This window comes from Pseudorhodoferax sp. Leaf267, from assembly GCF_001422405.1.
GTDB lineage: Bacteria > Pseudomonadota > Gammaproteobacteria > Burkholderiales > Burkholderiaceae_C > Pseudorhodoferax.
In genome coordinates this window covers 80925-106376 of the sequence record NZ_LMMV01000025.1, presented here as the reverse complement: position 1 = coordinate 106376, position 25452 = coordinate 80925, and the positions used below count along the sequence as shown (strand labels likewise).

General features: G+C 69.9%; 25 protein-coding genes. 9 read left to right on the top strand and 16 right to left on the bottom strand.

Features of this window, described 5'->3' with window-relative positions:
- The first annotated feature begins 26 nt into the window (after nt 1-26).
- From ASF43_RS25650 to ASF43_RS25640, 3 genes are read left to right on the top strand one after another with little or no spacing between them, the layout of a single operon-like run.
- Nucleotides 27-1229 carry an ATP-binding protein gene (locus tag ASF43_RS25650; RefSeq protein WP_056187749.1) on the top strand — a complete coding sequence of 401 codons (1203 nt, stop codon included), beginning with the start codon at nt 27-29 and terminating at the stop codon, nt 1227-1229.
- Nucleotides 1226-1564, top strand: coding sequence for a CidA/LrgA family protein (locus ASF43_RS25645; RefSeq protein WP_056187747.1), 339 nt, complete (start codon nt 1226-1228; stop codon nt 1562-1564). The genes ASF43_RS25650 and ASF43_RS25645 overlap by 4 nt, the downstream gene beginning before the upstream one ends.
- A 1-nt stretch (nt 1565) precedes the next feature.
- The gene (locus ASF43_RS25640) at nt 1566-2291 is read left to right on the top strand and encodes an LrgB family protein (protein WP_056187744.1); all 726 of its coding nucleotides are present in this window, start codon (nt 1566-1568) and stop codon (nt 2289-2291) included.
- Here the strand turns inward: ASF43_RS25640 and pyrF are convergent.
- Nucleotides 2288-3127, bottom strand: a complete 840-nt coding sequence (gene pyrF / locus ASF43_RS25635) for an orotidine-5'-phosphate decarboxylase (RefSeq protein ID WP_056187741.1) — start codon at nt 3125-3127, stop codon at nt 2288-2290. The genes ASF43_RS25640 and pyrF overlap by 4 nt on opposite strands.
- 46 nt (nt 3128-3173) lie before the next feature.
- Between pyrF and ASF43_RS25630 the strand changes: the two genes are divergently transcribed.
- Nucleotides 3174-4064, top strand: a complete 891-nt coding sequence (locus tag ASF43_RS25630) for a DMT family transporter (RefSeq protein WP_056187738.1) — start codon at nt 3174-3176, stop codon at nt 4062-4064.
- On the opposite strand, the gene ASF43_RS25625 is transcribed toward ASF43_RS25630, so the two are convergent.
- From ASF43_RS25625 to tsaB, 3 genes are read right to left on the bottom strand one after another with little or no spacing between them, the layout of a single operon-like run.
- Entirely contained in the window at nt 4051-4944 is an 894-nt protein-coding gene (locus ASF43_RS25625) for a uracil-DNA glycosylase family protein (protein WP_056187735.1), read from the bottom strand. The genes ASF43_RS25630 and ASF43_RS25625 overlap by 14 nt on opposite strands.
- A 15-nt stretch (nt 4945-4959) precedes the next feature.
- Nucleotides 4960-5430, bottom strand: a complete 471-nt coding sequence (gene rimI, locus ASF43_RS25620) for a ribosomal protein S18-alanine N-acetyltransferase (protein ID WP_056187734.1) — start codon at nt 5428-5430, stop codon at nt 4960-4962.
- A complete protein-coding gene (tsaB, locus tag ASF43_RS25615; RefSeq protein ID WP_056188549.1) occupies nt 5427-6125 on the bottom strand; it encodes a tRNA (adenosine(37)-N6)-threonylcarbamoyltransferase complex dimerization subunit type 1 TsaB in 699 nt (232 codons plus the stop codon). Before tsaB ends, rimI begins: the two co-directional genes overlap by 4 nt.
- Before the next feature lie 73 nt (nt 6126-6198).
- On the opposite strand from tsaB, the gene dacB reads away from it, so the two are divergent.
- The gene (gene dacB / locus ASF43_RS25610; RefSeq protein ID WP_082498174.1) at nt 6199-7653 is read left to right on the top strand and encodes a D-alanyl-D-alanine carboxypeptidase/D-alanyl-D-alanine-endopeptidase; all 1455 of its coding nucleotides are present in this window, start codon (nt 6199-6201) and stop codon (nt 7651-7653) included.
- A gap of 306 nt (nt 7654-7959) precedes the next feature.
- Nucleotides 7960-9171 (top strand): SGNH/GDSL hydrolase family protein, encoded by a 1212-nt coding sequence (locus ASF43_RS25605; protein WP_056187731.1) that lies wholly within the window; start codon nt 7960-7962, stop codon nt 9169-9171.
- Between the two features lie 65 nt (nt 9172-9236).
- Here the strand turns inward: ASF43_RS25605 and ASF43_RS25600 are convergent, their stop codons facing one another.
- From ASF43_RS25600 to purE, 4 genes are read right to left on the bottom strand one after another with little or no spacing between them, the layout of a single operon-like run.
- Nucleotides 9237-10211, bottom strand: a complete 975-nt coding sequence (locus ASF43_RS25600) for an SGNH/GDSL hydrolase family protein (RefSeq protein ID WP_056187728.1) — start codon at nt 10209-10211, stop codon at nt 9237-9239.
- Nucleotides 10212-10256: 45 nt separating this feature from the next.
- Nucleotides 10257-11282: an L-threonylcarbamoyladenylate synthase gene (locus ASF43_RS25595; RefSeq protein ID WP_056187726.1), complete on the bottom strand. Its 1026-nt coding sequence runs from the start codon at nt 11280-11282 to the stop codon at nt 10257-10259.
- A gap of 2 nt (nt 11283-11284) precedes the next feature.
- A complete protein-coding gene (locus tag ASF43_RS25590; RefSeq protein ID WP_056187722.1) occupies nt 11285-12469 on the bottom strand; it encodes a 5-(carboxyamino)imidazole ribonucleotide synthase in 1185 nt (394 codons plus the stop codon).
- The gene (gene purE, locus ASF43_RS25585) at nt 12466-12963 is read right to left on the bottom strand and encodes a 5-(carboxyamino)imidazole ribonucleotide mutase (RefSeq protein ID WP_056187720.1); all 498 of its coding nucleotides are present in this window, start codon (nt 12961-12963) and stop codon (nt 12466-12468) included. Before purE ends, ASF43_RS25590 begins: the two co-directional genes overlap by 4 nt.
- Nucleotides 12964-12998: 35 nt before the next feature.
- Here purE and ASF43_RS25580 point away from each other — a divergent pair, with 35 nt between their 5' ends.
- Nucleotides 12999-13967, top strand: coding sequence for a tetratricopeptide repeat protein (locus tag ASF43_RS25580; protein ID WP_056187717.1), 969 nt, complete (start codon nt 12999-13001; stop codon nt 13965-13967).
- 7 nt (nt 13968-13974) lie between these two features.
- Here the strand turns inward: ASF43_RS25580 and ASF43_RS25575 are convergent, their stop codons facing one another.
- The 3 genes from ASF43_RS25575 to ASF43_RS25565 form a co-directional block, all read right to left on the bottom strand.
- Nucleotides 13975-16374 carry a DUF6351 family protein gene (locus ASF43_RS25575; protein ID WP_082498201.1) on the bottom strand — a complete coding sequence of 800 codons (2400 nt, stop codon included), beginning with the start codon at nt 16372-16374 and terminating at the stop codon, nt 13975-13977.
- A gap of 132 nt (nt 16375-16506) precedes the next feature.
- A complete protein-coding gene (locus ASF43_RS25570; RefSeq protein WP_056187714.1) occupies nt 16507-17403 on the bottom strand; it encodes a phosphoribosylaminoimidazolesuccinocarboxamide synthase in 897 nt (298 codons plus the stop codon).
- Between the two features lie 185 nt (nt 17404-17588).
- Complete coding sequence (locus ASF43_RS25565) at nt 17589-18476, bottom strand: fructose bisphosphate aldolase (protein ID WP_056187711.1); 888 nt, start codon at nt 18474-18476, stop codon at nt 17589-17591.
- A gap of 274 nt (nt 18477-18750) precedes the next feature.
- Between ASF43_RS25565 and ASF43_RS25560 the strand changes: the two genes are divergently transcribed.
- A complete protein-coding gene (locus ASF43_RS25560) occupies nt 18751-19524 on the top strand; it encodes a YdiY family protein (protein WP_056187708.1) in 774 nt (257 codons plus the stop codon).
- 9 nt (nt 19525-19533) lie between these two features.
- Here the strand turns inward: ASF43_RS25560 and pyk are convergent, their stop codons facing one another.
- Nucleotides 19534-20982 (bottom strand): pyruvate kinase, encoded by a 1449-nt coding sequence (gene pyk, locus ASF43_RS25555; RefSeq protein ID WP_056187706.1) that lies wholly within the window; start codon nt 20980-20982, stop codon nt 19534-19536.
- Between the two features lie 295 nt (nt 20983-21277).
- Here pyk and ASF43_RS25550 point away from each other — a divergent pair, with 295 nt between their 5' ends.
- A complete protein-coding gene (locus tag ASF43_RS25550) occupies nt 21278-22153 on the top strand; it encodes a DUF3014 domain-containing protein (RefSeq protein WP_056187704.1) in 876 nt (291 codons plus the stop codon).
- A 10-nt stretch (nt 22154-22163) separates the two neighbouring features.
- Here ASF43_RS25550 and ASF43_RS25545 read toward each other — a convergent pair whose 3' ends face one another.
- Genes ASF43_RS25545 through fmt form a run of 4 tightly spaced genes read right to left on the bottom strand, consistent with a single transcriptional unit; the run spans nt 22164 to nt 25438 of the window.
- Complete coding sequence (locus tag ASF43_RS25545; RefSeq protein ID WP_056187702.1) at nt 22164-23357, bottom strand: phosphoglycerate kinase; 1194 nt, start codon at nt 23355-23357, stop codon at nt 22164-22166.
- 49 nt (nt 23358-23406) lie between these two features.
- Entirely contained in the window at nt 23407-23748 is a 342-nt protein-coding gene (locus tag ASF43_RS25540) for an AzlD domain-containing protein (protein ID WP_082498173.1), read from the bottom strand.
- Entirely contained in the window at nt 23745-24485 is a 741-nt protein-coding gene (locus ASF43_RS25535) for an AzlC family ABC transporter permease (RefSeq protein ID WP_056187698.1), read from the bottom strand. The genes ASF43_RS25540 and ASF43_RS25535 overlap by 4 nt, the downstream gene beginning before the upstream one ends.
- Nucleotides 24485-25438, bottom strand: coding sequence for a methionyl-tRNA formyltransferase (gene fmt / locus ASF43_RS25530; protein WP_056187696.1), 954 nt, complete (start codon nt 25436-25438; stop codon nt 24485-24487). The genes ASF43_RS25535 and fmt overlap by 1 nt, the downstream gene beginning before the upstream one ends.
- Nucleotides 25439-25452 lie beyond the last annotated feature (14 nt).

The window sequence follows — 25452 nt, the reverse complement described above, 5'->3', positions numbered from 1 at the left end:
ATCTCAGTGGATTGAGTAATTCCAGAATGCCCCAGCAAATCCAGCGCGCTGCACTCCCCTCTTTCATCGAACGCCTGCGCGAGCCACGCCGCTTTCTGCAAGTCGTGGCCGGCCCGCGCCAGGTGGGCAAGACCACGCTGGTACGGCAAGCGCTGGCAGCATTGGCCAGCGACCGCATCGCCCAGCACAGCGTCAGCGCCGACAGCCCCGGCCTGCAGGGCACGAGCTGGCTGTCCGCCCAATGGGAGACGGCCCGCGCGCTGGCCGCGCAGACAGGCGCCTGTGTGCTGGTGCTCGACGAGGCGCAGAAGCTGCCCGGCTGGACCGAGGAGGTCAAGCGCCTGTGGGACGAAGACACTGCCGCCGGCCGCGACGTGCGCGCCGTGGTGCTGGGCTCGGCCCCGCTGCTGATCGCGCGCGGACTGACGGAGAGCATGGCCGGCCGCTTCGAGATCACGCGCATGGGCCACTGGCGCTACACCGAGATGCGCGAGGCCTTCGACTTCACGCTGGAGCAGTTCATCTTCTATGGCGGCTACCCCGGCGCCGCGCCGCTGGTGCACGACGAGACGCGCTGGGCCACCTACGTGCGCGACGCGCTCATCGAGACCACTATCAGCAAAGACGTGCTGCTGATGGCCCCGGTGCAAAAGCCCGCCCTGCTGCGCCGCGTCTTCGACCTGGCCTGCCGCTACAGCGGTCAGATGCTGAGCTACCAGAAGATGATGGGCCAGCTGGCCGATGCCGGCAACACCACCACGCTGGCGCACTACCTGGAGCTGCTGGAAGGCGCGGGCATGGTCTGCGGCCTGCAGAAGTACGCCGGCCAGGCCGTGCGCCAGCGGGCCTCCAGCCCCAAGCTGCAGGTCTTCAACACGGCGCTGATGGGGGCCCTGGCCGTGTCCGACGGCTGGGGCTTCGCGCAGCTGCGCGCCACGCCCGAGCTGTGGGGCCGCATGGTCGAGAGCGCGGTAGGCGCCGAACTGCTCGCGCGCCGGCTCACGCACAGCAGCACGCACCCCGCGTTGCACTACTGGCATGAATCTGGCAAGGAGGTGGACTATGTGTTGCCCGATGCCCAAGCCCTGTTCGCACTGGAGGTCAAGAGCGGCCGCCCACGCGGCAACCCGTCCGGTCTCGACGCGTTCCGCAACGCGTTCCCGCAGGCCAGGCCCATGGTGATCGGCTCTGGCGGCGTGCCCCTGCCAACATGGTTTGAAAGCCCATGATCGCCCTGCGCGGACTCGCCTGGCTGCTCGCCCTGCAATCGCTGGGCGAACTGCTGGCACGTGGCTTCTCGCTGCCCTTCCCCGGCCCCGTGGTCGGCATGGTGCTGCTGCTCGTCGCGCTGCGCTGGGAAGCCGTGCGCACGCCGGTGGCGGCCTGCGCCGACTTCCTGCTGGGCCATCTGTCGCTGCTGTTCGTGCCGGTGGGCGTGGGGGTGATCACGCACCTGGGTCTGCTGGCCGAATTCGGGCTGCGCATGCTCGTCGTGATCGTGCTGTCGACCTGGGTCGGCATTGTGGTCACAGTGCTGGTACTGCGCCCCGGCAAGAAGGACTGACATGGCGCAGTTCGTCGAGCTCTGGGTCTATCTTTCTGCCACGCCGCTGTTCGGCCTCACGGCCACGCTGGTGGTCTACGTGCTGGCCCAGGCCGTCTATGCGCGCTTGCGCCAGGCCCCATGGGCCAATCCTGTGTTGTGGAGCGTGCTCACGATCGCCGCCGTGCTGCTGGCCACGGGCGTGCCCTACCCCACCTACTTCGCCGGTGCGCAGTTCATCCACTTCCTGCTGGGCCCGGCCGTCGTGGCGCTGGCCTGGCCGCTGTGGCAGCGGCGTGCGGAACTGCGCGCGCGCTGGGGCCGGCTGCTGCTCGCAGCGCTGGCTGGCGGCGCGGCGGCCAGCGCTACGGCCGTGGCGCTGGGCCATGCGCTCCAGCTGCCGGCCGACGTGGTGCTGTCGTTGGCGCCCAAGTCGGTCACCGCGCCGGTGGCGATGGGCGTGGCCCAGGCCATCGGCGGCATCCCGGCGCTGGCGGCCGTGTTCGCGGTGCTGACGGGGCTGATCGGCGCGCTGAGCGGCAAGTACCTGTTCGACCTGCTGCGCATCGCGCGCGACCCGGCAGGCTGGCGCGCGCGCGGCTTCGCGCTGGGCACGGCCGCCCATGGCATTGGCGCGGCGCGGGCGATGCAGGTGGACGCGGATGCCGGGGCTTATGCGGGCCTGGCGCTCGGGCTGCAGGTGGTGCTGGCATCGTTGCTGATGCCGCTGGTGTTCCGCTGGCTCTAAAGGCGCGCGGCGTGCAGCACGTCGCGCGTGCGCTGGGCCTCGGCCCGCGCGGCCTGCGCATAGTCGTCGCCCGACGAGGCGTACAGGATGGCGCGCGATGAACTGACCACGGCCGGGCCGGTGGTCTGCCCGCCCTGCCCGCGCCAGGCGGCCCGCACCGTGGCCTCGGCATCGCCGCCCTGCGCGCCCACGCCGGGGATGAGCAGCGGCAGCGTGGGCGCCAAGGCCCGCACGCGCTCCAGCTCGGCCGGGTACGTGGCGCCGACGACCAGCCCCAGCTGGCCGTTGCGGTTCCACGGGCCCTGGGCCAGCCGCGCCACATGCTCGTAGAGCAGCGGCGCACCGTCCACCGAGGCCAGGCGCTGGTTCTGCAGATCGTCGCCGCCGGGGTTGGAGGTGCGGCACAGCAAAAAGGCGCCCTTTCCGTGGTGGCGCAGGTAGGGCTCGACCGAGTCGAAGCCCATGAAGGGCGACAGCGTGACCGCGTCGGCGCCGTAGCGCTCGAAGGCCTCGATGGCGTACTGCTCGGCCGTGGAGCCGATGTCGCCGCGCTTGGCGTCCAGGATCACGGGCACGTGCGGCGCGGCGCGGCGGATGTGGGCGATCAGGCGTTCGAGCTGGGCCTCGGCGCGGTGCGCGGCGAAGTAGGCGATCTGCGGCTTGAAGGCGATGGCCAGGTCGGCCGTGGCGTCGACGATGGCGGCGCAGAAGTCGTGGATGCGGGCCGCGTCGCCGCGCAGGCCGGCAGGGAAGCGGGCCGGGTCCGGGTCCAGGCCGACGCACAGCATGGAACCATTGCGCGTCTCCGCGTCCTGCAGCATCTCGAGAAAAGTCATGCGGGCGATTCTACGAACGCGGTCCCGCCGACTACCATCGCCGCCCATGCAGGCCCTGACCACGCGACAAGTGCTGATGCTGGTGGCGCTCACCATCGTCTGGGGCCTGAACTGGCCGGTGATGAAGGTGGGCGTGACGGGCTACCCGCCGCTGACCTTTCGCGCGCTGTCGCTGTGGATCGGCACGCCGCTGCTGGGCCTGGGGCTGCTGGCGCTGCGCATCCCCTTGCGCGTGCCGCGCCCATACTGGGGCGCGCTGTTCTGGCTGGGCGTGACCAACATGTTCGTCTGGCATGCGCTGATGGTGCTGGCGGTGCAGGCGCTGTCCAGCGGGCGCGCCGCCATCCTGGGCTATTCGATGCCGATCTTCTCGGCCGTGATCGGCGCGCTGTTTTTCGGCGAACGGCTGCGCGCGCGTGCCTGGGGTGGCGTGGCGGCGGCGGCGCTGGGCGTGCTGTTGCTGCTGTGGCACGAGCTCAGCAACATGGCGGGCCGGCCGGTCGGGGTGCTGCTGGCGTTGGCGGGCGCCGCCACCTGGGCTGTGGGCACGCAGAAGATGCGGCGCCACACGATTCCCGTGCCCACGCCCACCATCGTGTTCTGGATGACGGCCATGAGCATGCTCATCATGACGGCGTTGAGCGCCACCTTCGAGCACGCGCGCTGGGCAGCGCCCACGCCGCCGGTCTGGGGCGCGATCCTCTACAACGGCCTGTTGATCTTTGCCGTGGCGCAGGTCGTGTGGTTCACGCTGGCGCGCGCGTTGCCGCCGGTGGCCTCGTCGCTGTCGGTGATGCTGATCCCCATCCTGGGCGTGTTCAGCGGTGCCTGGTGGCTGGGCGAGGCGCTGCACTGGCAGGACTGGGCGGCCATGGGGCTGATGGTGCTGGCCATCGCCTCGGTGCTGTGGCCGCAGCGGCCGGTCACGACGCCTTGAGCGTCTCCTTGGCCAGGCACAGGTCGGCCCAGGCCTTGGCCTTCTCGGGCAGGCTGCGCAGCAGATAGGCCGGGTGGTAGCTCACGACCACAGGCACGCCCTCGTAGCGGTAGACCTTGCCGCGCAGCCGGCCCAGCGGCGTGGTCTGCACGTCGGGCACGCTGGCGGCCAGCAGCGACTGCACGGCGAAGCGGCCCACCGCCAGGATGATCTTCGGCTGCAGCAGCGCGATCTGGCGCTTGAGGAAGGGCTCGCACTGGGCCACCTCGTCCAGCTCGGGGTTGCGGTTGCCGGGCGGGCGGCACTTGAGCACATTGACGATGAAGGCCGCGCGCTGCGGTTCTGCCGCCTCGCCGTGCCGGCTGACGTGCACGGCACGCAGCATGTTGTCCAGCAGCTTGCCGGCCTGGCCGACGAAGGGCTCGCCGCGCAGGTCTTCCTGCTCGCCGGGCGCCTCGCCCACGATGAGCCAGTCCACGCGCGGCGGCGCGGCGGCGTCGGCCAGCGTGGGGCCGACGCCGAACACGGTGTTCCTGCGGGTGCCACACAGCTTGCAGGCCTGGCAGCCAGCCACGGCCTGCTGCAGCGCGGGCCAGTCCATGCCGGCAATGGCGGCGGCGCGGACGTCCTGCGCGGTGGTGGCCACGGCGTCGGCCCAGGCGGCAGGGGCCGGGCTGGGCGCGGGTGCGCGAACGGCTGGCCTGGCAGGCGGTGGCTCGGCGACGGCCGGTGCTGCAACCGGCGCGGCCGGCGGCACCACGGTCGGCGCGGGTGCCGGTTCGGCCGCGGCCTGTGGCGCCGGCGCCTCTTGCGGCCACCACACGCGCACGTGCATTTCCTCAAGCATCGCGCGTTGTCGCGCGTCCAGTTGCAAGGCCATCGGCTTAATCCATCCTCACAGCTGCAGGCTCATCACGATCGCGTCTTCACGCTTGAAGGCGGTGTCGGGGTAGTAGGCCTTGCGCAGGCCCACGCGCCGGAACCCGTGTGCGGCGTAGATCTGGAACGCGCGCAGGTTGCTGGAGCGCACCTCGAGCCACAGCCATTGCGCGTGCTGGCCGCGCGACCACAGCGCCAGCGCGTCCAGCATGACGCGGGCCCAGCCCTGGCGTTGGTGGGCAGGCGCGACCGTGATGTTGAGCAGGTGCACTTCGTCCACGCCCTTCATGGCGATGAAGTAGCCGAGCAGCGCTTCGCCGGCCACCAGCACCTGGGCCTGGTAGCCCGCGTCCAGCGCGTCGCGGAAGTTGCGCAGCGTCCACGGATGCGTGTAGGCCGTCTGCTCGACGGCGGTCACGGCGGGCAGCCAGCCCACCGTCAGCGGCTCGAAGCGCGCTTCCTGGGTCGCATCGGGCACTGCGCTCATGCCGCTGCCGCCCGTTCGGCCAGGCGCTCGGCGGTGGTCTTGGCGACCTTGTCGCGGATGTACAGCGGCAGGGCCAGGTGCGCCGCCACGGCCTGGCCGGCTGCGAGCAGCTGCGGGGCCAGGTGCAGCATGGCCTCGGCGGCCGGCAGGGCCGCGATGCCGGGCGATGCGGCCAGCCGCACGCCGTACACCGCGCCGGCGTTGCCCGCCAGCGCCCAGCCGTCGGGCACCCGCACGGCCTCGGGTGCCTGCAACGCGAATTCGCCGTCGCGCTGCCAGAGCCCATCGGCATGGATGTAGCGGCCGGTGTAGACCTCGTCCATGCGCGCATCGAGCGCGGCCACGACCTGGCAGGCGCCCGCCTGCTGGCGCGCTTGTTCCGCCACGGCCAACAGCGTGTCGACCGGCAACACCGGCACGCCACCGGTACGCTGCGCCTGGGTGCCGAACGCCAGGCCCTGCGCCACGGAACAGGCGGTGCGCAGGCCCGTGAACGAGCCCGGGCCGCAGCCGAAGGCGATGGCGTCCAGCTGCGCCAGCGCCAGGCCCGACTGCGCCAGCAGCTCCAGGATGGCCGGCAGCAAGGCGGTCGATGCGCGGGCGCCGCCCGGCTCGCTGCGCGCCAGCACGCGGCCACCGTGCGCCACCGCCACCGACAGCGTCTCGGTGCTGGTGTCGAAAGCCAGCAGTTTCAGATCGTCCAGGCCCTTGCGCATGGGGCGGATTATCGGCGGGGCCGCGCCAGGCCCGGCAGTAGACTCGCGCGCCATGCCGCCACCACGCCTGTTCCGTCGCCTGTGTCTTCTGGCGGGTCTGTGGGCCGCCTCGGGCATCGGCCCTGCACTGGCCGCGCCGGCTGGGGCCGACCAGCCACTGCCGGCCGGCGTGGCCACCGCGCTGGCGCGGGCCCGCGTGCCGCGCGATGCCGTGGCCATGCTGGTGCTGCCGCTGCACGGCGATGCCGCGCGCCTGCGCCACCGCGCCGACGAAGCCATGAACCCGGCCTCGGTCATGAAGATGGTCACCACCCTGGCGGCGCTGGACACGCTGGGCAGTGGCTACACCTGGACGACGCGCTTCTACGCCGACGGCCCGGTGCTGGACGGCACGCTGAACGGCAACCTGTATATCCAGGGCGGCGGCGACCCGAAGCTCGTGCTCGAGCGCATCGACGCGGCCTTCCGTCAGCTGCAAGCCCTGGGCGTGCGGCGCGTGCGCGGCGACATGGTGCTGGACCACAGCATCTTCGACGTGCCGGCGCACGACCCGGCCGCCTTCGACAACGAGCCGCTGCGCCCCTACAACGTCGCGCCGGACGGCCTGCTCGTGAACTTCAAGGCCCTGATCCTGCGCTTCACGCCGCAGACCGAGGGCCACACGGTGCTGGTCACCAGCGAGCCGCCGCTGGCCGGCGTCACCGTCGATGCCCAGGTGCCGCTGGCGCCGGACCAGGCCTGCGGCGACTGGCGCGCCGCGCTGCAGGCCGATTTCTCCGACCCGGCGCAGGCGCGCTTCCTGGGCCGCTACCCGGCCCGCTGCGGCGAGCGCGAATGGGCCGTGGCCTACATCGACCCGGCCAGCTACGCCAGCCGCGCGCTGCTGGCGCTGTTCCGGGTGGCGGGCGGGCAGGTGGACGGCACGGTGCGCGAAGGGCGCCCGCCGGCCCGGGCCCGCTTGTTGATGGGCGCGCCATCGTTGCCGCTGGCCGAGGTGATCGCCGATGTGAACAAGCGCAGCAACAACGTCATGGCCCAGCAACTGGTCCTGACCTTGGCCGCGCAGCGCCATGTGCCGGCGCGCATGGCCGACGGCCGCGACGCGATCACCGCATGGTGGCGCCGTTTCGTCGGTGCGGCGACGCCCGCGCCCCTGCTGGAAAACGGTGCCGGCCTCAGCCGCGATGAACGCATCACGCCGGCCGCCCTGGGCAGGATGCTGCAGCTGGCGGGGCAACACGCAGAAGCAGACGCTTACTTGCAGTCACTCTCCTTGGCCGGCGTGGACGGCACCACCGAGCGCATGCGCGAGCGCGGCCTGGTCCACGTGGTCGGCAACGCCTGGCTCAAGACGGGCTCGCTGCGCGACGTGGCTTCGGTCGCCGGTTACGCCACGGGCCGCAGCGGCCGGCGCTACGTGGTGGTGGGCATCGTGAACCACGCCAACGCGCCGGCAGCGCGCCCCGCCCTGGACGCTCTGCTGGAGTGGGCGGTCGACGACCGCTGAACCGGCCGGGCCAGGCCTCCGCACTGCCGGCAGACGCATGGCGGCGCTGGCCGCCCATTCGCCATGCCACCAGGCCGAATCAAAACCTCGGTCGCTGCCCGGGAAGCTATTAGTGCGACTTTTTCCACAAAATTGCGCATGGATATGTTACAAATTAGAACATATAGAGCGCATCGCTTGTAAATTCGCTGTGTTGTTTCAGTCACTTTGTAGCGAAATTCTTGACGGATCGATCGTATACATGTCGTTATCTGCAATAATTTTCTCAAATTTTTGTGCACTATTAATGCAAAAGAAAGGCTCCCCATGCAATTGAAGAAATCCTGGCTGGCCGTCCTGGCCTCGGTCGCGCTGGCATCGTGCGGCGGCGACGGCGACGGCGCGCGCTACACCGAACTGGTCTCGTTCGGCGACAGCCTGAGCGACGTGGGCAGCTACCGCACGCCCGGCATCGCGGCGCTGGGGGGCGGCAAATACACGGTCAACGGCATGGCCGACGGCGTCTGGGTCGAGCAATTGGCCGCCAAGTTGGCGCTGCCGACGCTGTGCGCGGCGCAGACCGGCCTGCTCGCCAGCGGCCAGTTCGCCAGCCTGGCCGGCGCCGTGGCGAACCACCCCGCCTGCTCGGCCTACGGGCAAGGTGGCTCGCGCGTCACCGACCCAATCGGCCCCTGGAACGCTGCGCTGTTGCAACTGCCGAACGACGACGCCCGGTTCATGGGCCAGCTCGGCCAGCTGACCTCGCCGGTCGTCGACCAGATCGCCCGCCACCTGGCCGCCCACAACGGCCGCTTCAGCGGCAAGGAACTGGTGACGGTGCTGGCTGGTGCCAACGACGTGTTCGTGGCAGCGGACGCTGTGGCCGTGGCGGTCGAGACGGCCGGCACGCAGGCCGCCGACGCGGCGTTTGCGCAGGCCCTGCAAAGTGGCGCGACACCCGAGCAGGCCGGGGCTGCCGCGCAGGAAGCCGCCCGGGCCGCCGCGACGCAGGTGCTGCAGACGGCTGGACCCCAGTCCGTTGCGGCGCTGGCCCAGGCCGGCGCCGAACTGGCGGCACTGATCAAGACGCAGATCGTCGCCAAGGGGGCGACGCGCGTGGCGGTGCTGAACCTGCCCAACATCAGCAAGACGCCCGCCACCGCCCGCGCCGAGTCGAATGCCCCGGGCGCCGCGCAGCTGGCCGACGCGATGACGCTGGCCTTCAACCAGGCGCTGGCTGCCGGCCTGGACGGCACGGCCGACACGGTGGTGCAGGTCAACCTGTACGCCGAAAACACCGACCACCACGCCAACCCGGCGCGCTATGGCCTGACCAACACCACCGATCCGGCCTGCAACAACCAGTTCCCGAACGCGCCGGGCTTCCTGGCCCCCTCGCTGATCTGCACCACCAGCACGCTGGTCGCCGGCGACACCTCCCACTACCTGTTCGCCGACGAGGTCCACCCCACCCCGTTCGGCCACAGCCTGCTACGCGACATGACGCTGAAGGCGCTGGCCGCCAAGGGCTGGGACTGATCCGACCGGTCGACCCAACGACAAAGAGCCCCGCGGGGCTCTTTGTCATGGGGGCTGTTCAGGGCTTACCAGCGATTGCGAATGCGGTCGTAGGCGTAGTCACCGAATTGCCGCTGTGCGGTGGGCGCGGTGTAGAGCGCGTCTGCAAACATGTAGCGGGTGTAGTTCACGCCCGCCACGATGGTCGACGGGGTGCACAGGGACGAGTCGACCTGCCCGACACCGATGCCGATCCCGACCCCGGGATTCACCGAGGTGCAGGCCACCACGCGTGAATTGTCCATGTTGAAGTTGCCCGGATCATTGGCCAGCAGATTGAAGTAATACGCCGCGTCGACGTACAGCACGTTGCTGCCCAGGTTACGGTCCACAGCGCCGATCAGGAAGGCGTCGTTGACACCGCGGCTGATCGCCTCCATCGCGTCGTACTGCCCCGATGCCTGGCCCCAGGGCGTGATGCCCAGGTTGACAGACCCCACGACCACGACCTGCTTGGCACCCGCATCGACCACGCGCTTTGCCAGCTCGGCCAGCGCAGTACCCGCCGCACGCGCATTGGTCTCGGCAACAGCCGCCGTCTGCGTGCCGGCCAGGACGGCCTTGGCCTGGAACACTGCGTCGGTCATGCCACCGCTGATGAAGATCAGGTCGTTGGCACCGAAGGTGCCGCCGCCGGCGATGAAGGCGTCGATCTGCTCGGTCACCGTCAAGGTCGCGGCATCGTCGGTCACGCTCGGCTTGCCCGCGATGCGCGCACCGAGGCGCGCATAGCCGAGCCCGCCACTGGTGGACGATGCGGCGATCGGGCGCTCGAAACGTGCCGCGACCTGCTGCAGCCAGTGGTTCGTGGTGGCGTCGTTGACCGTGTATTTGTTGTTGGTGGCGCTCTGGCCCACGTCAGAAAAGCCGTCGCCGAACGCGATCAGCCGCGACGGCGTGAGGGCGGACTCCGTGCTGCTGGAGCCACAGGCAGCCAGCAAGACCACGCTTGCACACAGGGCTGCCGCGGCCACGGCACGCCGTAACGTAAATCGACTCATCAGTCTCTCCAGATTGGGGGTTGGGGGCGAGTGTAAGGTGCGGCCTCATTCGGCCGCTGCGCGTTGCAAGCGGTCACGAACGCCTTCCCAGGCATGGGTGTCGGGCGGCGTCTCCACCCAGATCAGCCGCACGCCCAGGCCGTCCAGCTCGCGCAGCACCGCGAACAGCTGTTGCGCGGCGGCGGCGGCGTCGCCGGGCATGCGCCGCTGGACGATGCGGGCCGAGCGGCTGCGCAGCGCGCTGCGCGCATAGACGGCCACGGCGGGCGGGCCGCCGGGCGCCTGGGCCAGCTCGGTGTCGAGCAGGTCCACGGCGGTCTGCAAGGCGGGCGCCGCCATCAGCCGCACGCTGGCGCGCGGCGCGTAGTGCGAGGCCAGGGTGCCCGAGGCGCGCGGGTCGGCCGCCAGCTCGTCCTTGCCGCGCAGCGGCAGGCCGCTGACCTGCTCGATGCGGTCGCGCGCGATGCCGCCGGGGCGCAGCAGCACGGGCACGCCGCGCGTGCAGTCGACGATGGTGGACTCGATGCCGACGACACAGGGCCCGCCGTCCAGCACCAGCAGGCCGTCACCGAACTCGGAGGCCACATGCGCGGCCGTGGTCGGGCTCACGCGGCCGAACTGGTTGGCGCTGGGCGCGGCCACGCCATGCACGCCCAACGCCGCGGCGGCCTGCAACACGGCCTGCGCGACGGGGTGGGACGGGCAGCGCAGGCCGATGGAGTCCTGCCCGCCCGCCGCGGCGGCACCGACGCCGGCACGGCGCGGCACGATCAGCGTCAACGGGCCGGGCCAGAAACTGCGCATGAGCGCCTCGGCCCAGGCCGGAACGGCGTCGGCGAAACGCGCCACAGCAGCCGGCACCGCGCCGGCAACGCCGGGCGCCACGTGCACGATCAGCGGGTGGTCACTGGGCCGGCCCTTGGCTGCGAAGATCTTGGCCACGGCGGCATCGCTGCCGGCATCGGCCGCCAGGCCGTAGACGGTTTCGGTGGGCAGGCCCAGCAGCTCGCCATCGGCGAGCACCTGCGCGGCGCGGTCAATGGCGCCTGGGACGTTCGCGTCCAGGATCATCGTCAGAACGCCGCGATGCCGAGCAGCGCGGCGGCCTGCAGCGCCGTGGCACGTACGGTCTCCACCGTCGCGCCGGTGATGTTCAGGTGGCCCATCTTGCGCGCGCGCGCGGCCTTGAGCTTGCCGTACAGGTGCAGGTGCGCGCCGGGCAGCGCCAGCACCTGGTCCCAGGGGGGCGCGACGGGTGTGTCGCTGGTGCTGCTGCGCACGCCGTTCGCGTCGAACCACAGCTCGCCCAGCAGGTTCAGCATGATGGTCGGGCTGTGCTGGCGCGGCGCGACGAGCGGCAAGCCGGTGAGCGTGCGCACCTGCAGCTCGAACTGCGAGACGTCGCAGGCGTTCAGGCTGTAGTGGCCGCTGTTGTGCGGGCGCGGCGCGATCTCGTTGACGACCAGGCGGCCGTCCTGCAGCACGAAGAACTCCACGCACAGCACGCCGACGTAGGCCAGGCCCTCGGCGATGGCACGCGCGGCGGCGACGGCCTGCGCGGACTGGGCCGCGGGCAGCACGTCGTCATGCACGGTGGTCACGGCCAGGATTCCGTCGCGGTGCAGGTTGTGCTGCACGGGGAAGTGCACCATCTGCCCGTCGCGGCCACGCGCGACGATGACCGAGCACTCGGCGGCCAGCGGCAGCATCTGCTCGAGCACGCAGGTGGCACGCTGCAATTGCGCCCAGCCGGCGGCGAGTTCCGCGCGCGTCTTCACGCGGACCTGGCCCTTGCCGTCGTAGCCCAGCCGGGCGGTCTTGAGGATGCCGGGCAGCAGGCTGTCAGGCACCTGCGCCACATCGGCATCGCTGTCGATCACGGCGTAGGGCGCGCAGGGGACGCCCAGGCGCGTGAAGTGCGCCTTCTCGCTGGTGCGGTCCTGCGCGATGGCCACGGCCTCGGCGGCCGGCGTCACGGGCAGCCGCGTGGCCAGTTGCGCCAGCGCAGGCGCGGGCACGTTCTCGAATTCGGTGGTGACCGCGTCGCACAGCCGCGCCAGCTCGGCCAGGCCTTGCGCGTCCAGGTAGTCGGCCTGTACATGGTGGTGGCTCACGCGGCCCGCGGGGCTGGATGCGTCCGGGTCGAGCACGGCGGTGAAGTAGCCCATGCTCTGGGCCGCGTGCACGAACATGCGGCCCAGTTGGCCGCCGCCCATGACGCCCAACGTGGCGCCGGGCAACAGAGGAAGCTGCGTCATGCGGTGGCCGGCGGCAGCGCCATGGCGCGCGCGGCGGCGGTCTGTTCGGCGCGGAAGGACTCGAGCTTCGCGCGCAGTTCCGGGCTTTCATTGGCCAGCATGGCGACGGCGAACAGCGCCGCGTTGGCTGCGCCCGCCACGCCGATCGCAAAGGTGGCGACCGGGATGCCCTTAGGCATCTGCACGATGCTGTGCAGCGAATCCACACCCTGCAAGTGCTTGCTGGCCACCGGCACGCCGAGCACGGGCACCGTGGTCTTGGCGGCCAGCATGCCGGGCAGGTGCGCCGCGCCGCCAGCGCCGGCGATGATGGCCTTGAGCCCGCGGCCGGCGGCGGCCTCGGCGTAGGCGAACATGTCGTCCGGCATGCGGTGGGCCGAGACCACGCGTGCTTCGTGCGCAATTGCGAATTGCTGGAGAATCCCCACCGCATGTTGCATGGTGTCCCAGTCGCTGCTGGACCCCATGACGATTCCGATTTGTACTGCGCTCATGTCGCAATTTTACTTTTCACCCCCAGGTGCTCCCGATGATTGACATCACTCTCGACAATTTCCAGGCCGATCTCATCGAAGCATCCGCCAACCAGCCCGTGCTGCTGGACATCTGGGCCGAGTGGTGCGGCCCGTGCAAGCAGCTCGGCCCGGTGCTCGAAAAGCTGGAGCGCGACTACGAAGGCCGCTTCCTGCTGGCCAAGCTGGACGCCGACAAGGTGCCGCAGATCGCGCAGCAGCTGAGCCAGATGTTCGGCGTGCGCAGCATCCCGTTCTGCGTGATGTTCTCGGGCGGCCAGCCGGTAGACGGCTTTGTGGGCGCCGTGCCCGAATCGCAGATCCGCGAGTTCCTGGACAAGCACGTACCCGCCGAGGAAGAACTGGCCAGTGCCGACGATGCCGAGGCCGCGCAGGAGCTGCTGGCCTCGGGCGACACCGACGCCGCCCTCCTCAAGCTGCAGGAGGCGCTGGCCATCAACCCGGCCAACGACGATGCGCGCTACGACTATGTGAAGCTCTTGATCGGCGCTGGCCACCTGGACGACGCCGGCGCGGCGCTGCAGCCGGCGCTGGTGCAGATCCCCGTGCACCTGCGCTTCGAGGCGCTGGCCAACTGGCGTGCAGCCTTGGAAGCGGTGGCGGCCGATCCGCGCCAGGACTGGAGCGTCGAGCAGTTCGACGCCGGCATCGCCCAGAACAAGCGCGACTTCGACCTGCGCCTGGCCAAGGCCCGCGTGCTGCTGGCGCGAAGCGACTTCGTCGGCGCGATGGACGAGCTGCTCGAAATCATCATGCGCGACAAGAAATGGGGAGACGAGGCCCCGCGCAAGACCTATGTCGCCATCCTGGAACTGCTGAGCCCGGCCAAGCCCAAGGCCGGCCCCGAGGCCGGTGGCAAGACCGCCGGCGGCATCGAGCTGACCGGCAAGGCCGCGATGGTGGAAGACCCGCAGGCGGCGCTGGTCTCCAACTACCGCCGCAAGCTCAGCATGGCGCTGAACTGATCCTGCGTCAGTCGCGCCAGCCGTCGCCGGGCCGTGCCTGGTCGGGCCGGCTGTAGTCGCACACGCCCTGCGGGAAGATGCGTTTGAGCAGCGCCGCCTCGCGGGCGTTCGGGCGCCAGGCGCCGTAGCTGCCGTCCCAAATGGCGTGTTCCACCGGCTTGAGCGCGCAGCGGTAGACGCCCCCTTGCAGCGGCGCGCCGGCCACGGTGCGCGACGTGCCGTACAGCGGGAAGGCCTGCGTGCAGTTGCCGGGCGCGCGCCGGTCGAGGATGCCGTTCCACACGCCATCGCCCGCGGACATGCGCCGGCCCTCCTTGTCGTAGCAGGCGTCCACCGCCTCGGCCGGCTTGTTGCGCACGATGCCGCGGTGCGGGTACTGGCGGATATTGGCCAGCCAGCGGTCCATCACGGCCAGCGCCTGCAGCGACTGGCTGGCCTTGGGCAGGCCAGGCTGGGTGTCGGTGAACCACACGACCAGGTGGTCGTCGTCGCCCATGCGGTCGCGCACGCGCTGGCGCACGGCGAAGGACTGGTGGCTGTTGTGCATGTCCAGTTCGCGTTCCATGTACTGTCGGTGGTCGATGGCCGGCACGTCGAGCTTGCCCTGGAACACATGGCCCGATGTGTAGGCCGCACGCATGGCGCGCCCGTCGCCCACCGTGCGCGGGGCGGGCGTGTCGTCGGTGCCCAGGCGCATGTTGCGCCGGCTCCAGGGGTCGAAATAGCCAGGCACGCCCAGCGCCTTGTTGACCTCGTCCGCACCGGTGCCGAAGAACGGAAAGCCCTCCTGCACCATCTCGCTGGGCTGCTTCCATCCGCCCACGTGCCAGTTCAGGTGCAGGAACTCGGCCGGCGTGATCTGGCCCGCGCGCAGTGCCTTCAGGCCGTACTGCACGCCTACGTTGTCCCAGGTCGTGCGCGCGGCGCCGCTGGCGTCCACGCCGTAGACATTGCGCAGGTCGTCGTAGTGCGTCCAGCGGATGGCCGCGATGTCGCTCTGGGGCAGGTACTGGTCCTGGTTCGGCGCCTGGCCATACAGCGGGTTCATCGTCAATGGCGTGAGGCCGCGCCAGGCCGGCACGCATTCGGTGCTGCCCACGGCCGTGCTGTAACCGAGCGCGGTCTTGAGCGCTGCCAGCGGGTCGTTGACCTTGGGGAAGCCCTCCTCCGCGTTCATGCCGACCAGCCAGCTGCGGTTCTTGGTCACGCGCCACTTGGGGTTGGCGCGGTCGGTCGCGTCCATGTAGTGCTCCAGCAGCTCGCAGTCGCCGACATGGATGGTCTGCGTGACCATGTCGGGGTAGCTCTGCACGGGCAGCAGGCCGTCCAGCACGCCCGGGTGGTTCTGCGCAATCAGGTACTGCTGGATGGCGCCGCCCGAGCCGCCCAGGCCCACGGTGTAGAGCGGCACGCCATAGCGCTCGACGAAACGCTCCTTGGTCATCATGGCCGTCTCGCCGGCCAGGTTCATGTTGTAGTGGGTGCCGGTGTTGTTGCCGCTGGAATGCACGATGGCCCAGCCCTGGCCCAGCACATCCAGGTTCATCGAGCCGCCGTGCACCGTGCCCTGGCTGTGGCCGATGGCCACGCCGCCCTGGAACCAGTACAACAGCTTGCCGTTCCACCGGCTGGTGTCGGCCTGGGCCGCGCTGTCGGCGCCGGGCAGCGGCGCCAGCATGGCGATGCTGTAGAGAAAGCGGTTGATGCTGCCGATCTCGCGGCGTACGACGAAATCCACCGTGCGCCCGTCGGCCAGGATGGTTTGGGCCATGTCCGCCGGCCGGCCGCCGTCCGCCGCCAGCGGCTGCAGCGCGCCAGCCGTGTTGCGGTAGTGGTAGCTCACGAAGGTGTCGATCGAGCAATCGCGGCTGAAGCCGATGGGCTGGCCCTGGGCGTCGCGCACCACCGTGCCTGGCTGCATGGCGCTGTCGACCAGGGGCTGGCGCCCCACGGCGCCCTGGGTGGTGGTGCAGACGAACGGGGTCTGCTGCGGGCCGGTGAACATCGGGCCGGTGATGGGGTAGTTGGTCAGCACCAGGCGCTCGTGCAGCTGGCCGTTGCGCTGGCGCAATTCCAACGTGTTGCGGCCGGGCACCATGCCGCTGACCACGCCCTCCAGCCCCTCGTCGGTGGGCTGCAGCCCGCTATGCACGGCCCGGCCGTTGAGCCGCAGTTCCAACTGGCCGCGCAAGCCCCGCGGCGCGTGGATCGCGATGCGCGCATCGCCGCCGGAGACGTATTGCGGCGCGCTGGACAGCACGCGCAGGCGCACACCATGTTGGTCGTGGCGGCTGGATTGCGCGTCGGCGCGCTCGCTCTCGCTGCCCGCCCTGGCCTCACCGGCCAGGCTGCCCGCCAGCACGCCGAACACGGCCGCGCACGCGGCCACCGTGGTCTTCAGTCCCATGTTGTCTCCTCGCGGGCCCTGCAGGCCCTTGTTGTTGGCCATCGAACGGGCAGAGGCTAGGGGCGGACGTGACCCACGTCAACAAAAAAACGGCCGCCCGAGGGCGGCCGCAGCACGGGGGCGCGCGTGCGCTCAGCCGTTCAGGCGCTGCCAGGCCTCCTGGTACTTGGCAGCCGTCTTCTCGATGACCTCGCGCGGCATGCGCGGTGCCGGTGGCGTCTTGTCCCAGGGCTTGCCGTTGATGCGCACCGACTCCAGCCAGTCACGCACGAACTGCTTGTCGTAGCTGGGCGGGTTGCTGCCCTCCTGCCAGCTCTCTGCAGGCCAGAAGCGCGAGGAGTCCGGCGTCAGCACCTCGTCCATCAGCACCAGCTGGCCCGCCTCGTCCAGGCCGAACTCGAACTTGGTGTCGGCAATGATGATGCCCTTGGCTGCCGCGATCTCGCAGGCGGCCTGGTAGATGCGGATGCTGGTGTCCTTGATCTGCGCCGCCAGTTGCGGGCCGACGATCTCGACGACCTTCTCGTAGGTGATGTTCTCGTCGTGCTCCCCGGCCTCGGCCTTGGCGGCCGGTGTGAAGATGGGCACAGGCAGCTTGCTGGCGTTCTTCAGGCCGGGCGGCAGCGGCACGCCGCAGACAGCCTGGCCTTCCTGGTATTCCTTCCAGCCGCTGCCGGCCAGGTAGCCGCGCACCACGGCCTCGACCGGAATGGGCTTGAGGCGCTTGACCAGCATGGCGCGGCCCTGCACCTGGGCCACCTCGTCGGGCGCGACCACGCTCTCGGGCGACTCACCCGTCAAGTGGTTGGGGCACAGGTGGCCGAGCTGGTCGAACCAGTACAGCGCCATCTGCGTGAGCAGCGCGCCCTTGCCGGGGATGGGCTCGCCCATGATCACATCGAAGGCGCTGATGCGGTCGCTGGCCAGCATCAGGATGCGGTCGGTGCCGACGGCGTAGTTGTCGCGCACCTTGCCGCGCGCCAGCAGCGGCAAGGAAGTCAGCTTGGAGGTGTGCAGGGCGGAGGTCATGGTCGGAGCCGGAGGCGGTCAGGAAAACGAGAGCGCCGATTGTCCCTCAGCGCCCTGGAGACCTGAACGCAGCGCGTGCAAACCCTTGACAAGGCATGCTCGCACGAAGCGCGGGCGCGCCTGCGCGCCAGGCTGCGCTCGCAAAAAAGGCCGCGCAAGGCGGCCTCGGGGAAGTGCCCGCGGGCTCAGGCGATCGACGCCTTGTAGATCGACTCGATGCCGGCGTCCAGCGCGCTGTTGAATTCGGCATCGCTCTGCTGGGCGCTCAGGCCTTCGGTCAGCGCGCGGCTGAAGCTGGCGATGACGCCGGGGTTCTTCGCCAGCATGGCGTTCGACTCGTCACGGCTGTAGCCGCCCGACAGAGCCACCACGCGCACGACGTTGGGATGCTTGACCAGTTCGCTGTAGAAGCCGTCCACCGTCGGGATGGTCAGCTTGAGCATGACCTTGGTGCCGGCCGGCAGCGCATCCAGGCGCTTCAGGAAGCCAGCCTTCAGCAGGGCCTCGGCTTCCTTCTTGTCGGTGGCCTTGATGTTGACCTCGGGCTCGATGATGGGCATCAGGCCGCCCTTCAGGATCTGCAGGGCGACCGCGAACTGCTGGTCCAGCACGGCGTCGATGCCCTTGGCGTTGGCGCTGTTGACGACCGAGCGCATCTTGGTGCCGAAGATGCCCTTCTTGGCCGCACGCGCCACCAGTGCATCCAGCTCGGGCATGGGCTTCATGAGTTGCACGCCATCGGCCTCGTCGGCCAGGCCCTTGTCGACCTTCAGGAAGGGCACGACCTGCTTCTTCTCCCACAGGTACTGCGCGGCGTCCATGCCATCGAACTGGCGGTCCATCGTCATCTCGAACAGGATGGCGCCCAGCACGCGGCGGCCGTCGAAGGCCGGGCTGGTGACGATGCGGCTGCGCATGGCGTGCACCAGGTCGAACATGGCCGCTTCGCCGCTATAGCTCGATTCCTCGACGCCGTACAGCTTGAGTGCCTTCGGGGTGCTGCCGCCGCTCTGGTCCAGCGCAGCGATGAAACCGTTGCCGGTGGAGACTTTGTTCAGTTGTTCCTGGTTCACTGGTTCACCTTCTAGGTTCGACGCCGCAATGCGCGGCTAGAGACAAACCCGCGATTGTAGGGGGCTGGCCGCCTCGCCGTAACCACCTCGTAACCGCTCAGGCGCACAAGCTGCAACGCGAAGGCCTACATCGGTGCAGGCCGGTACGCCGCCCAGCCTGTAGGACAAGCGCCAAGCCTGCGAACGGAGCGCGCGAAGCAGGAACTGTCCGACGGGCCGGCACACCATCGACAGATTCAATCCATCTTTTTTCAAGCACCTATGAGGACCCCGCATGCAATTCGGACAAACCCGTCTCCGCACGTCCACTGCCATCGCCGCCCTGCTCGCCGCGCCACTGATGGCCTCGGCGCAGGTCACGCTCAAGCCTGACAACCAGTGGCGCTACCTGCTGACCGCCGGCGCCAACGCGTCGACCGGCAACAGCAAGTCGACCGCGGTCAACGTGACCGGCGAGGCGGCCCGCGTCAGCAGCATCGACAAATGGACCTTCATCGGCCAGGCGAACTACGCGCGCAACGACGGCACGACCGATACCGAACGCTATGCGCTGGGCACCCAGTACACGCGTGACCTCACACCCACCTGGTTCGGCTTCGGCACTGCCGATGCCTTGCGCGACAAGCCGGCCAACATCTCCAGCCGGACCTCCGTGGCGTCCGGCGTGGGCTACCACCTGATCCGCAACGAGCGCAACAACTTCGATGTGTCCGGGGGCCTGGGCTACAGCCGGGACCGCTACGACGAACCGACGGAAGTGGACGGCGGACTGCGCGACACCTATGGCCGGCTCGAATTGGTGCTGGCCGAAGAGTCCAACCACAAGCTGACCGACACGACCAGCCTGCGCCAGCGCCTGGCCGTGTTTCCCAATCTGCGCGACACCGGCGAGTACCGCGCCAGCTTCGACACCAACCTCACGGTGGCGATGACGCAGGACATGAACCTCACGGCCGGCGTGAGCTGGCGCTACAACAGCGACCCGGGCATCGGCGTGAAGAAGACCGACGCCATGTTCATCACCGGCGTCTCGTTCCGCTTCGATTGAGCGGGGTGCTCAAGCCGCGCGGCACAGCTTGAGCATGTTGGTGCCGCCCGGCGCGCCCATGGGCTCGCCGCAGGTGATGGCATAGATGTCGCCGCTCTGCACGATGCCGCGCTTCTTGAGGTGGGCCTCGGCCTGCTCGAGCGCGGTGTCGCGGTCGGTGTGCACGTCCATCAGCAGAGGGCGCACGTTGCGGTACAGCGCCAGCTTGCGCTGCGTGGCCAGGCGCGAGGTCAGCGCGTACATGGCGATGTGGGCACGGTGCCGGCTCATCCACAGCATGGTGGAGCCCGATTCCGTCAGCGCCACGATGGCCTTGGCGCCCACATGGTGCGCCGTGAACAGCGCGCCCATGGCGATGGACTGGTCGATGCGCGAGTAGTTGCGGCCGCTGAAATCGGCGTCGAGCTGCTTGTCCTCGGCGGCCTCGGCCGCTTCGCAGATGCGGCTCATCTCCTGCACGGTCTCCAGCGGGTAGCGGCCCGATGCCGTCTCGGCCGAGAGCATCACGGCGTCGGTGCCGTCCAGCACGGCGTTGGCCACGTCGCTCACCTCGGCGCGCGTGGGCACGGGGTTGGTGATCATGGACTCCATCATCTGCGTGGCGGTGATCGCCACCTTGTCCATGTCGCGTGCCATGCGGATCATCTTCTTCTGCAGCGCCGGCACGGCGGCGTTGCCCACCTCGACGGCCAGGTCGCCACGCGCGACCATGATGCCGTCGCTGGCGCGCAGGATCTCCTCGAGCTTGGGGATGGCCTCGGCGCGTTCGATCTTGGCGATCATGCCGGGCTTGTGGCCGTACTCGGCCGCCGCCACGTTGCACAGCTGGCGCGCCATTTCCATGTCGGTGGCGTTCTTGGGGAAGCTCACGGCCACGTAGTCGGCCTGGAAGCTCATGGCGGTCTTGATGTCCTCCATGTCCTTGGCCGTGAGCGCGGGCGCGGTGAGGCCGCCGCCCTCCTTGTTGATGCCCTTGTTGTTGGACAGTTCGCCGCCCAGCTTGACGGTGGTGTGCACCTGCTCGCCCTTGACGGCATCCACCGTCAGCACGATCAGGCCGTCGTTGAGCAGCAGGCGGTCGCCGGGCTTCACGTCGCGCGGCAGGTCCTTGTAGTCCAGGCCCACGCCCTCGATGTCGCCGGCCTCGGTGCGCGCGGCGTCCAGCACGAACTTCTCGCCGGATACCAGCAGCACCTTGCCCTGGGCGAACTTGCCGACGCGGATCTTGGGGCCTTGCAGGTCGGCCATGATGGCCACCTCGCGACCGGCCTTGCGCGCGGCCTCGCGCACCATGGCGGCGCGCGCGATGTGGTCCTGCGCCGTGCCGTGGCTGAAATTCAGCCGCACCACGCTGACCTTGTGGATGATCATCTGCTCCAACAGCTCGGGCGTGTTGGATGCGGGGCCCAGTGTGGCCACGATCTTGGTGGCGTGGCGGGGCAGTCGGTTCAGGGCCATCTTGTCTCCTTGGGGCTGGGATCATTCCCGCGCAGCGCCTGCGCGGGCGATGAGTGCCGATGCATTCTCACACGCGGTAACCGCGTGGAAACCAGGCCGCTGCCGAGCGGGAACGGGGCCGGCCGCTGCGTTGCGGCCGCACCGCAAGGTGGGCCGCTCCAGGCCGGAACCTGCTGGTTTTTCGGGATCGGCTGGCTGTGCATCACCGGCCACGACGGCTGCCACCAGGGACTCACGCGCGCCAGGGAACGGCGGCGCCATGCGAGGATCACAAGGCTGAACCCAAGGAGACCGCATGCCCGCACCCGACCCACGTGACCTGCATCCGCCGCGCAAGACAGGTGCTCCGCCCTGGCTGCTCATTTTTTTGGCGCTGGCACTGGCAGGCGCGGCCGCCTGGTGGTTCAAGGGGCGCAAGCCCGAACCGCCGGCACCGGCGCCTGAACCCGTCGCGGCGCAGCCCGCGCCCGCCGTGGAACCGCCGACGGCCGTGGCCTCCGGCCCGCAGCATCCGATCGAGGCCGTGCCGCCCACGCCGCTGCCAGACTTGGCCGATGCCGATGCCCATGTGACCCAGGCGCTGACCGACCTGCTGGGCCGTGGCCCGGTGCAGGCGCTGCTGCAGACCGACGGCTTCGTGCGTCGCGTGGTCGCCACCGTGGACAACCTGCCGCGTGCCAGCGCCACGGCCCGGCTGTGGCCGGTGCAGCCCACGCCGCAGCGCTTTCTGGTGCAGGGCGAAGGTGAGGCGGCGGTCATCGCCCAGGGCAACGCGGGCCGCTACGGCCCGCTGCTGTCGTTCGCCGAGGCCGTGCCAATGGAGCGCGCCGTGCAGCTCTATGCCGCGCTGTACCCGCTGTTCCAGCAGGCCTACGCGGAGCTGGGCTATCCCAAGGGATATTTCAACGACCGGCTGGTGGCGGTGCTGGACCACCTGCTCCAGGCGCCCGAGCCGCAGGGGCCGCTGCGCGTGCAACTGACCGAAGTGAAGGGCGAGATCGCCGATCCGCGCCCCTGGGTGCGCTATGAGTTCGCCGACCCCGAACTGCAGGCCCTGTCCAGCGGCCAGAAGATGCTGGTGCGCATGGGCCCGGCCAATCAAAAGCGCGCCAAGAAGCTGCTGGCCGAACTCCGACGCCATGTGGCGTCGGGGGCCGTGGCGCGCAAGTGAGCGTGGGGCTTCAGCCCGCTGCGCGCTTCTCGAGGATCTCCAGCGCCGGCAGCGTCTTGCCTTCCAGGATTTCCAGGAAGGCGCCACCGCCGGTGGAGATGTAGCCCACGTCCTTCTCGATGCCGTACTTGGCGATGGCCGCCAGCGTGTCGCCGCCGCCGGCGATCGAGAAGCCCTCGCTCTGCGCGATGGCCTCGGCCAGCACCTTGGTGCCGTTGGCAAACGCATCGAACTCGAACACACCGACCGGGCCGTTCCAGACGATGGTGCCGGCCTGCTTGAGTTGCGCGGCCAGCTGGGCAGCGGTCTTCGGGCCGATGTCCAGGATCAGGTCGTCGTCGGCCACCTCATCGGCGGCCTTCACGGTGGCCGCTGCATCGGCAGCGAAGGTCTTGGCCGTGACCACGTCCACCGGGATCGGCACGGCGGCGCCACGCGCGCTCATGGCGGCGATGACGGCCTTGGCCTGGTCGACCAGGTCGGGCTCGGCCAGCGACTTGCCGATCTTGAGGCCGGCGGCCAGCATGAAGGTGTTGGCGATGCCGCCACCCACGATGAGCTGGTCCACGTTCTTGGCCAGGGCCTGCAGGATGGTGAGCTTGGTGCTGACCTTGGAGCCGGCCACGATGGCCACCAGCGGGCGTTTGGGCGATGCCAGGGCCTTGGTGATGGCGTCGATCTCCGCGGCCAGCAGCGGGCCGGCGCTGGCAATCTTGGCAAACTGGGCGATGCCGTAGGTCGTGGCCTCGGCGCGGTGGGCGGTGCCAAAGGCATCGTTCACATAGATGTCGCACAGCGCGGCGAGCTTCTTCGCCAGCGCTTCGTCGTTCTTCTTCTCGCCCTTGTTGACGCGGCAGTTCTCCAACAGCACGACCTGGCCGGGCTGCACGGCCACGCCATCGACCCAGTCGGCCACCAGCGGCACGTCGCGGCCCAGCAATTCAGAGAGGCGCTTGGCGACGGGGGCCAGCGAGTCCTCGGGCTTGAACGCGCCTTCGGTCGGGCGGCCCAGGTGCGAAGTGACCATCACCGCGGCGCCCGCGTCCAGCGCCAGCTGGATGCAGGGCACGGAGGCGCGCACCCGCGTGTCTTCGGTGATGTTGCCGGCGTCGTCCTGCGGCACGTTCAGGTCGGCACGGATGAAGACGCGCTGGCCAGAGGCCTTGCCTTGCGCGCACAGGTCGGAGAAGCGGAGAACGTTCATGGTGAGTGGGCTGGGGAGGTTGGACAACAGCCGCGCATTGTAGGAAGCCCTACCAGCCCAGCCCCAGGTGCAGCGGCAGGTAGACCGCCATGCCGATCAGCATGGTGCCCAGCACGCCGCCGCGCCAGAAGTACCAGGCCGCGCCCACGGCCGTGGCGTACAGCCGCGCGTCCTGCCAAGTGGCGACGAAGGCGCCGTTGCTCATGAGGATCTCGGGTGCAATCACGGCCGTGAGCGCGGCCACCGGCGCGTAGTGCAGCGCACGGTGCGCCCAGTCGGGCAGGCCCCAGGGCCGGTCCAGGATGAAAAAGAAGCAGCGCGTGAGCATGGTCACACCGGCCAGGCCGACGATGATGGCCAGCGTCCAGAAGTCGGTGGCGCCGTCGTTCACTTGGCGTCCTCCTCGTCGGGGTTCAGGCCGAATTGCTTCTCCAGCCAGAAGCAGGCCAGCACGGCCATGCCGATGCCGGCCACGATGTTGAGCTTGAGCGGCAGTGCGTAGGCGACGACCGCCGTGGCGGCCGCGATCAGCGCGGCCAGGATGCGCAGCCGCGTGGTGGCCATGGAGCACACGATGGCCACCAGGCTCAGCACGCCGGCGAAGCCCAGGCCCCAGTGCGTGGGAATGAAGTTGGCCAGCGCGATGCCGACTAGGCTCATGCCCATCCAGGCCATCCAGGTCACGCAGTAGCCGCCGGTGAGGAAAGCCTCCTGCGCATCGCGCTCGGCCGGCGTGGTGCCGGGCTGCGCATAGCGGCGCGTGAACATGGCGTAGCTCATGTCGGCCGTCAGGTAGCCGTGCAGCAGCCGGCGCCAGCGCGGCATGTGCAGCAGGTAGGGCCGCAGGTGCAGGCTGAACACCACGAAGCGCAGGTTCACGCAGAAGCCCGTGGCCAGGATCACCCAGCCCGGCGCGCCAGCCACCAGCAGCGGCAACGCCGCCAGTTGCGAGCTGCCGGCGTAGACCAGGAGCGTCATGGCCACGGCCTCGGGCACGCTGAGGCCAGACTTGAGCATGGCCACGCCCGTCATGAGGCCCCAGGCGCCGATGCCCAGGGCCACCGGCGCCATCTCGCGCCAGCCCTCGCGGAACGCCGGGCGGCGCCGGATCTCGGACGACAGGAACATCAGGACGCGAAACGCTGGCCGGGTTCGACCGCAAAGCCGGCCAGCAGCGCGGCAGCGGTCATGCGCTTGCCGCCTGCGCGCTGCAGCTCGGTCAACGTGACCACACCGTCGCCGGCCGCCACCACGATGCCGCCGGTACCGGCGGCCAGCACCGTGCCCGGCGCGGCTTGCGGGACGCCGGCCTGGGCCTGGCCGGCCCAGCACTTGAGCGTCTCCCCATCCAGCACGGCCGTGGCGCCGGGGAAGGGGTCGAAGGCACGCAGGCGGCGCGCGATGGCCGCAGCGGGCTGCGACCAGTCGATGGGCGCCTCGGCCTTCTCGATCTTGTGGGCGTAGGTCACGCCGTCGGCCGGCTGAGGCTGGGCACGCAGCGTGCCGGCTTCGGCCTGGCGCAGTGCGTCCACGATCAGCCGGCCGCCCATCTCGGCGAGCCGGTCGTGCAGCTGCGCCGTGCTGTTTTCGCCAATGGCCAGTGACTCGGCCAGCAGCATGTCGCCGGTGTCCAGGCCCGCGTCCATCTGCATGATGGTGACGCCGGTCTGCGCGTCCCCAGCCTCGATGGCGCGGTGGATGGGCGCAGCGCCGCGCCAGCGCGGCAGCAGGCTCGCGTGGATGTTCAGGCAGCCCAGGCGCGGCAGGTCCAGCACCCACTGGGGCAGGATCAGCCCGTAGGCGGCCACCACCATCGCGTCGGGCCGGGCCGCCAGCAGCGCCTCACGCGCAGTGGCTGCATCGTCGGGGTATTTGCCATCGAGACGCAGGCTGCGCGGCTGGGCGACAGGCCAGCCATGCGCCAGCGCGCACTGCTTGACGGGCGAGGCCTGCAGCTTCATGCCGCGGCCGGCAGGCCGGTCGGGCTGGGTGAGGACCAGGGGAATCTCGAAGCCCGCCGCATGGAGTGCGGCCAGGGCCACGCGGGCGAAATCGGGCGTGCCCGCAAACACGATGCGCATGGGCTCTGAATCAG